Origin of the sequence: Cupriavidus basilensis OR16 (assembly GCF_000243095.1) — a bacterium.
Classification (GTDB): Bacteria; Pseudomonadota; Gammaproteobacteria; order Burkholderiales; family Burkholderiaceae; genus Cupriavidus; species Cupriavidus basilensis_D.
The window spans coordinates 1-7,048 of sequence record NZ_AHJE01000006.1 but is presented as its reverse complement, the minus strand read 5'-3'; the positions used below and the strand labels follow the sequence as shown (position 1 = coordinate 7,048).

General features: G+C 64.4%; 5 protein-coding genes and 1 pseudogene. 1 reads left to right on the top strand and 5 read right to left on the bottom strand.

The window, feature by feature from the left end; genetic code table 11:
* A partial coding sequence (locus OR16_RS02480) for a coniferyl aldehyde dehydrogenase (RefSeq protein WP_006156383.1) occupies positions 1 to 1,408 on the bottom strand: 1,408 nt, incomplete at its 3' end.
* The gene (locus tag OR16_RS02475) at positions 1,405 to 2,322 is read right to left on the bottom strand and encodes a sterol desaturase family protein (RefSeq protein WP_006156382.1); all 918 of its coding nucleotides are present in this window, start codon (positions 2,320 to 2,322) and stop codon (positions 1,405 to 1,407) included. The genes OR16_RS02480 and OR16_RS02475, both read right to left, overlap by 4 nt.
* 124 nt (positions 2,323 to 2,446) lie before the next feature.
* On the opposite strand from OR16_RS02475, the gene OR16_RS02470 reads away from it, so the two are divergent.
* Positions 2,447 to 3,391 carry a LysR family transcriptional regulator gene (locus OR16_RS02470; protein ID WP_237716903.1) on the top strand — a complete coding sequence of 315 codons (945 nt, stop codon included), beginning with the start codon at positions 2,447 to 2,449 and terminating at the stop codon, positions 3,389 to 3,391.
* A gap of 52 nt (positions 3,392 to 3,443) precedes the next feature.
* Here the strand turns inward: OR16_RS02470 and OR16_RS02465 are convergent, their stop codons facing one another.
* From OR16_RS02465 to OR16_RS02455, 3 genes and pseudogenes are all read right to left on the bottom strand, one after another.
* Positions 3,444 to 4,628 (bottom strand): hypothetical protein, encoded by a 1,185-nt coding sequence (locus OR16_RS02465; protein WP_006156380.1) that lies wholly within the window; start codon positions 4,626 to 4,628, stop codon positions 3,444 to 3,446.
* 45 nt (positions 4,629 to 4,673) lie between these two features.
* Positions 4,674 to 6,302 carry a mechanosensitive ion channel family protein gene (locus tag OR16_RS02460; protein ID WP_006156379.1) on the bottom strand — a complete coding sequence of 543 codons (1,629 nt, stop codon included), beginning with the start codon at positions 6,300 to 6,302 and terminating at the stop codon, positions 4,674 to 4,676.
* Between the two features lie 215 nt (positions 6,303 to 6,517).
* Positions 6,518 to 7,048 (bottom strand): annotated as a pseudogene (locus OR16_RS02455) (hypothetical protein); the annotation flags it as partial.

Genomic DNA, 7,048 nt, shown 5'->3' with positions numbered 1-7,048 from the left:
TGGGGTCAATTTCGCGCTTACGATAGAACAGCCCGATGGGAAAGAAGCGGTGCCGTTTGAATACCGTGCGCGCATGCGACAGTTCCCGAAAACCCTCTTCGCCGTGATAGTTGCCCATGCCTGACTGGCCCACGCCACCGAAGGGGGCAGCGTGATTGACCACATGCCATGCCCAGTCGTTGATGGTGACGCCGCCGGAATGCGTGCGCGCCAGCAGCTTGTCGCGCTCGGGCGCATCGTGGCTGAAGCAATACAAGGCCAGTGGACGCGCCTGCTGCTGCACCATTTCAATGGCCTGCTCGTGGGTGTCGTAGGGCAGCACGGGTAGGATGGGGCCAAAGATTTCCTCGCGCATCAGCAACATGTCGGGCGTGCAATTCGTCACCACATGCAGCGGCAGCCGGCGTCCGGGCCCGGTGTCGCCGCACGCCACCACGGTTGCGCCCTTGGCGCGCGCGTCGTCCAGCATCGCTGTGATGCGCGCCGCGTGGCGCTCGGTTGCCAGCGCGGTGTAGTCGGCATTCTGCCCGGTCTGCTTGCCGTAGAGCTCACCGAAACTCTGGACCACCGCGCAGACGAACTCGTCCACGCGTTCGCGCGGCACCAGCGCGTAGTCGGGTGCCACGCAGACCTGTCCGCAGTTGATGCCCTTGCCGTGCGCAATGCGCCTGGCGGCCTCGCGCACAGGATAGTCGCGCAGTACGATGGCAGGCGATTTGCCGCCGAGCTCCAGCGTGACCGGCGTGAGGTTGCGCGCAGCTTGGGCCATCACGATGCGGCCCACCGCCGGCGAGCCGGTAAAGACGATATGGTTGAAGGGCAGCGCGGTGAAGGCGCCAGGATCTTGCAACTCGCCACCGATCAGCGCCACATGATCTTGCGCGAAGACCTCGCCCAGCATGGCCTTGAGCGTAGCGTTGGTGGCCGGCGTGGTCTCGGGCATCTTGATCATGACGCGGTTGCCAGCGGCCAGCGCGGCCACCAGCGGGCCCAGCGACAGGTAGACCGGGAAATTCCAGGTCGCGATGACACCGACGACGCCCTTGGGCTGGTAGGTGACGCGCAGGCTGTTGCTGGCAAAAAGCAGCTCCGGCCAGCGGCGGCTCGCCCGCATCCAGCGGCGGATATGCGAGATCGCGTGATTGATCTCCAGCGTGGTCGGCAGCACCTCCAGCATCTTTGTCTCGGCAAGCGAGCGCTCGCCGAAATCCCGGGAAATGGCTTCGGCAAGCACGTCCTGGTAGCGCAGGAGTTGCTGCTTGAGGGCGCGCAGGTGCGCGCGCCGCTGCCCAGCATCGGGCAAGGTGTTGCGCAGGAAGGCCTGCTGTTGTGCAGCGAACACGCCCTCGATTTGCGTGCTCAGGATGTTCTGACTGGCCAGTTCTTGCGTCAGCGCGCGATCATTCATGCCGATCTCTCTTGTTCGTTGATAGGGGAGAGCGCGTCGGCCGCGCTGCCATGGGTTTCGTCCTCCACGTAAGCCCGTGCGCCAAAGCGCAGCGCCGAATGCGCGCGGCGCGACTGGAACAGCGGGTAGAACATCTGCGTGAACCAGCGCTCCTGCCCGAAGAGCACGTCATCCTGTAAGCCGATCCTGGCGGGATACTTGCGCGTGATGTGCGCCGAGCCGAACAGGACGTCCCAGAAGAACAGCAGGTTGCCGAAGTTGCCCTTGTAGTGGCCGATGCCATCCTCGTTGGTCATCGCGTGGTGCGCCCAATGCGTGGCGGGCGTGGAGATGGTCCGCTCCAGGACCCACATCAGCGGGCGCAACGCGCGGATCCGGTACAGGGGCTCATCCCAGCGCCAGGCACTGTGCGCACCAAGAATCACCGTCAGCTTGATGACGAGGTACACGCCGTAGACCTTGGCAAAACCCAGGTACAGCAGGACGCCTGCAATCCACAGGCCCGGCATCATCAGGTAGTAGAAGAAGTTGTTCCGATAAGTGATGCGCACGCTCATGTACTGCGCGGTGTGATGCGCACGATGCAGGGGCCACAGCAAGGGCGAATGCGACATGCGGTGCCACCAGTATTGCGTCATGTCGTCGCAAATCAGCAGGATCGCGGCCATTGCCCACCACGGCAGGGCAGCCCACGCACCGTGCTGCTCCGGAATGAGCCAGGCGCACAGCTTGCCCGAGACCAGGATCGACAGAGGCTGCGTGATAGCCAGCAGGCTCACGAACATGGCCAGTTCCAGCTTGGTATCGTCGTGCGTGGCGTTGACGCTCGTCTGGTAGCGCCGCGTGACGAACTCCATGCCGGCAAAGCCAAGCATGATGAACCCGATTAACGTGTTCTGCAGGAGCGAACTCATTGGCTTGTCTCCGATCTCGTTTTTTTGGTCTGAACGACTTTATGTCGGCCTGACTGTAGGCTTGTCGGGTTAATGCGTCCAATGCATAATGTGCAACGTTCCAATGCGTACGGAGCAACGCGACATGATGGATCTTCGCCGCCTCAGCCATGTCCTGGCACTCGCCGATGCACTGCATTTCGCGCGGGCCGCCGAGCGGGTTCACCTCAGCCAGCCGGCGTTCAGCCGCAGCATCCAGGCCATCGAAACCGATCTTGGCATCCGCCTGTTCGACCGGGATGTGGGCGATGTGCGGCCAACCCCCGCGGGCGAGTTCGTGATCGAGCGGGCGCGCCGGCTGCTCTTCGATGCGCGCTGCCTGCAGCGCGACGTGGATCTCTTTCGCGACAGCCAACTGGGCGACACCGCGTTCGGTGCCGGGCCATTCCCGGCGGCGACCCTGATGCCGCCGGCGCTGTCCGAATTGCGGCGACGCTATCCCAAGGTGGCCTTGCGTGTGGAGGCGAGCAACTGGACGCAGTTGCTCGAACGCCTGCGCGCCGAAGACATCGAGTTTTTTGTCGCGGACGTGCGCGATCTCCCGGAGGACCCGGCGCTGGAAATCCGCCCGCTGGGGACGCAGCACGGTTTTTTCTACGTGCGCACATCGCATCCGCTTGCCGGGCGCGAGTGCACGGTGGCCGATGCCTGGCCGTACGGCGTAGCGGCGACCAAGCTGCCCAGTGGCCTGAGAGCCGAGCTAGCCAAGGTGCTTGGCTTGCCGGCGGCGAGCAAGCTGTGCTCGCGCTGGAGTGCGACGACATCGCCATCCTCCGGGCCGTGGCTTTGTCCACCGACACGGTCCTCGCCGCCACGCACACGTCCGTGCAAGCCGATCTTGACGCCGGCACGCTGTTGCCGCTGCGCATCAAAGGCCTGCCTTCGCTGTTCTCCGAGATGGGTGTCGTCAGCCTGCGCAATCGGACCCCGTCGCCCATGGCGCAAAATGCCATCGCCTGCATCGCGCGGGTCGCTGGCGAGGTCAACGTCTAGCCAACCGATCCGTCCACGCCAGTTGCCAAGCCCTTAATCCGGGTTTTAATCCGACGGCTCGATGTCGCCTGCCCATGTCCTCTGGCTTGCTACGCCAATGCCCCCAGCAGCTTGATCAACACGCCTTTGAGCGGCACCTGCATGGAAACAACAACGATGACCGGCACAAGGATCGGCGCCAGCGTGGCAACCAGCGCGCGCTTGCCGATCGGGATGAATCCCATCTTGCGCACCAGTTCGTAGATCGTCGCGGTATCGGCGACGGGGCCAAGCTCCCCGGCCTCGAACAAGCGGGTGTCCTTGACCTCGCGGCCTTCGATCCAGCGCGCGTGCACCAGGCGGCCTTGCTGCCCCACCAGGTTGGCATAATTGAACTCGGCTTCCTTGCGCACTGCGGCCATGCGCGGGAGGAAGAAGAGATAGGGCAGCAGGAACGTGCCCGCCACGATCACGATCAGCAGGGCGGCGTCGATCTTCAGCGTGGCCACTTCGAGGGCGTGGTATTGGACCTGGTGCGCCCATTCGGCCGCCACCACCGACGACAGCGCAAGAATGACCAGGCTGAACATGGACGCGAAGCGTTCCACGAAGCGCAGTCCGCCGGCGTGGTCCGGATGGGTGGGAACCAGCGCCAGCGGCAGTTTGCCGATGCGGGCAAACAGGATGCACAGCAGCGCCAGCCGCCATAGCCAGGCGAGGGCAAGCGTGACGAAGATGGGGCGCGTCACCAGCATGTACCACCAGCCGCCAAAACCGATCGATCCGCCCGGCTCCTCCGCCCAGCGCAGTTCATGGAACTCGTGCTTGACGGTGCCGGACAGTACCCATGCGACTACCACGCCGGCGATGATCACCCATGGCAACGATCGGTCGCGCACGCGCCGGACATCCGTCAGGATGCTCGCGAAGCGCGCCTCGTCGGCTTGCGTCACCAGCCCGGACGTGCAGAAATAGCCCAGCATGGGCGGCATGGTCTTGCGCACGGAGGCTTCGGCGATCACTAGCAGGGGAATGGCAATCAGGCCGCGCACATGAATGCCGAAATGCTCGAACAACGGTTCGTCCACGGTGCCCGCCAGCGCGGTCTTGTGGATGACGGCCCAGATGGCCACCGGCAACCATGCCACCAACGCAAACAGGATGGCCCGCCGCGCCAGCCGCGGCTGCCTTGGCGACATCAGGCCAAGGCGAGCCATTACGCGGGCGAGGACATCGCCGTCGACCAGCGAGAACGTCTCGTGCTCGGAATGCGCGCCGGGTGGGTTGATTGTCATGTTGAATCCGTCGTCAATGGAGATGCGTCGCCGTGCGCTCGCGCGCTAGGTGTCGGCCCGCCCGGCGCCTTGCCATCGCCCGGGCTTGACCAGCACGGGCTCCTCTGGCTGCGCCATGAAATGCGGGGACATGATCTGCACGCCGTTGCGGTTGAATTCATCCTGGATCTCCGCGTGCAGCGATGACAGTGCCAGCGGGCGCAGGGTGGGATCGGCAATGGCCACCATCAGCTCGTATTCCACGTAATAGTCGGACAGCGCGCGTTGGACCACAAACGGCGCTGGCGTCATGGCCACGTGCGCCATGCGCGATGCCGCGGCCAGCAGCATCGCGTGGACTTGGCGCCATGGCGTGTCGTAGCCAATGGTGACGGTGGTTGCCACCAGGGCGCCGCGGTCGCTGGCATGGCGTGAGTAATTGACGATGGGCGACGCCACAACGACCGCATTGGGGATGGTGATCTCTTCGTTGCGCACGTTGACCAGCTTGACCGATAGCGTATCGATCGACACCACCGTACCGATGTTCGTCCCGAGCGCGACAAAATCGCCGCGCTTGAGCGCCCGCGAGTACACCACCACCATGCCGCTCATCAACTGGTTGACGATGCCCGCCGAGCCCAGCGTGATCATGAAACCGAATAGCACGCTCAGGCCCTTGAACACGTCGCTCTGCGAGCCGGGCAGGTAAGGGTAGGCGAAGACGAAGCTCAGCGCCCACACCAGCAGCACCACCATGCGGCGCGTGGCGCCTGCGGTTTCCTGGTGCAGGCCGGGCAGGTCAAGCCTGCCGCGTACCGCGGCATCGAAGATGTTGTTCACCATGGCGTGCACGGCGCGCGTGATCAGAAAAATCACGATGGCGGTGATGATGCCCGGCAGCGCTTGCACGCAGGCTAGCGCCAGCCGGGTGAGCAAGCCCAGCAGAAACGCGCCCAGGCGGCTGCCCATGGGCTGCGAGGCAGGGAATTGCTCCAGCACGAAGATCAGCCACAGGTAGAGCAGCAGCATGAACAGGCACAGCGCAAGCAGCTGCACGAGTTGCCGCGCCAGATGAAAGGCCGACCCCGTCCAGTCGAAGCCGCGGGAAGTGCGGCTCAGCAGGTGTGCTTCGAGGACGCGTTGCATGCCGGCATACGCCCACGCGCGCAGGCGGGCAATGCCCCATCCCAGCATCCCCAGTAACGCTGTGGCCAGCAGCGTCAGCGCCGCGCCGCGGATCAGCACCGGCCAGTGCATCTGGTCGCGCCGCGCCTTCATCGCCTGTTGCAGGTGGTCGGCGATCTTGTGCACATCGGCATCGAACGGGCTGGTGTCACCGGGCTCGCGGTCATTGACCACGTAAGAGAACACCAGGTGGTCGCCAATACGAAAGGCGACGCCGGTGTCGCCGTCAAGGCTGCTGGATACCCATTGCACAGGCAGGGCAAGCTCGGCTCGGTTCAGGCTGGCGAGGTTGGCTTCGGCACGATTGCGCCGGACCTCCGGCGACACGCCGGCAAGGGTGGCGCGGAACGATACGATGGGGCGGTCCAGCAGTGTGACCGTAGGCACTGCTGCGGGCCCGTCGGCAGCGCCGGAATCCGCCTGCGTGTCCTGGGCATGCAGTACACCGCCAGCCGCAGCAAGGCTGCTCAGCATCAGGCTGATCAGCAGCCGTAACCAAATGCGCATTGACACTTTAGGCCCTCGAATGACCACTGGGATCCTGATCTCACTCAAACGCGCAGGCGCCGTCCCGCGCTGGCGAGGCCACGCAGGGTTCAGTTAGCGTAAAACGCCGCCCCGATAAGCGCAATTCACATTTTTCGACGCGCGATATTAAGACTTCAGCGCGCGCGAACCCCGCGCTGACCGGGCCGTACGGCTGGACGCCGCCCGCTTGGCGGCTAGAAACTGGCGGCCAGGCCCAGCGACACGCCCGACACGTTATTGCCAAAGACATAGCGCACCACGGCGCGTATGCGTGTGACGAAAACCTCATGCGCGCTGGTATCGAGTTCCAGGCCCGTGCCAAGGGTAGTCAGGGTGGTGAACCCAAGGATTTCAGACTGGCTGCCGAGGTAACGCGAGTGCGAGAACTCCAGCACATAGCGCACGGGGCGGTCCAGCGCGTGGAGGCCGGTCGGAGCGCGCCAGCGCGCATAGATATTGGCGGTCTGGGCCGAGGCCGAGCCCTGCACCGCGTCGGAGCTGCTGCCAAAGCTCTGCAGGTGGATATTGGTGTATCGCAATTCGACGTCCACCTCATGGGTTTCCCGGTAGTGCTCCCAGTCCAGCATGACGGAGCCACCCAGCCCGTACGCGCTCAGGGTGCCGCGGTTGAGGAAATTGATCTGCCGGTCGGTGATGCGCTCGGTGACGAACTTGGCCACGGAGAGGTCACTCGCCACATAGCCAAGGGAGAAGTTGAAGATCGG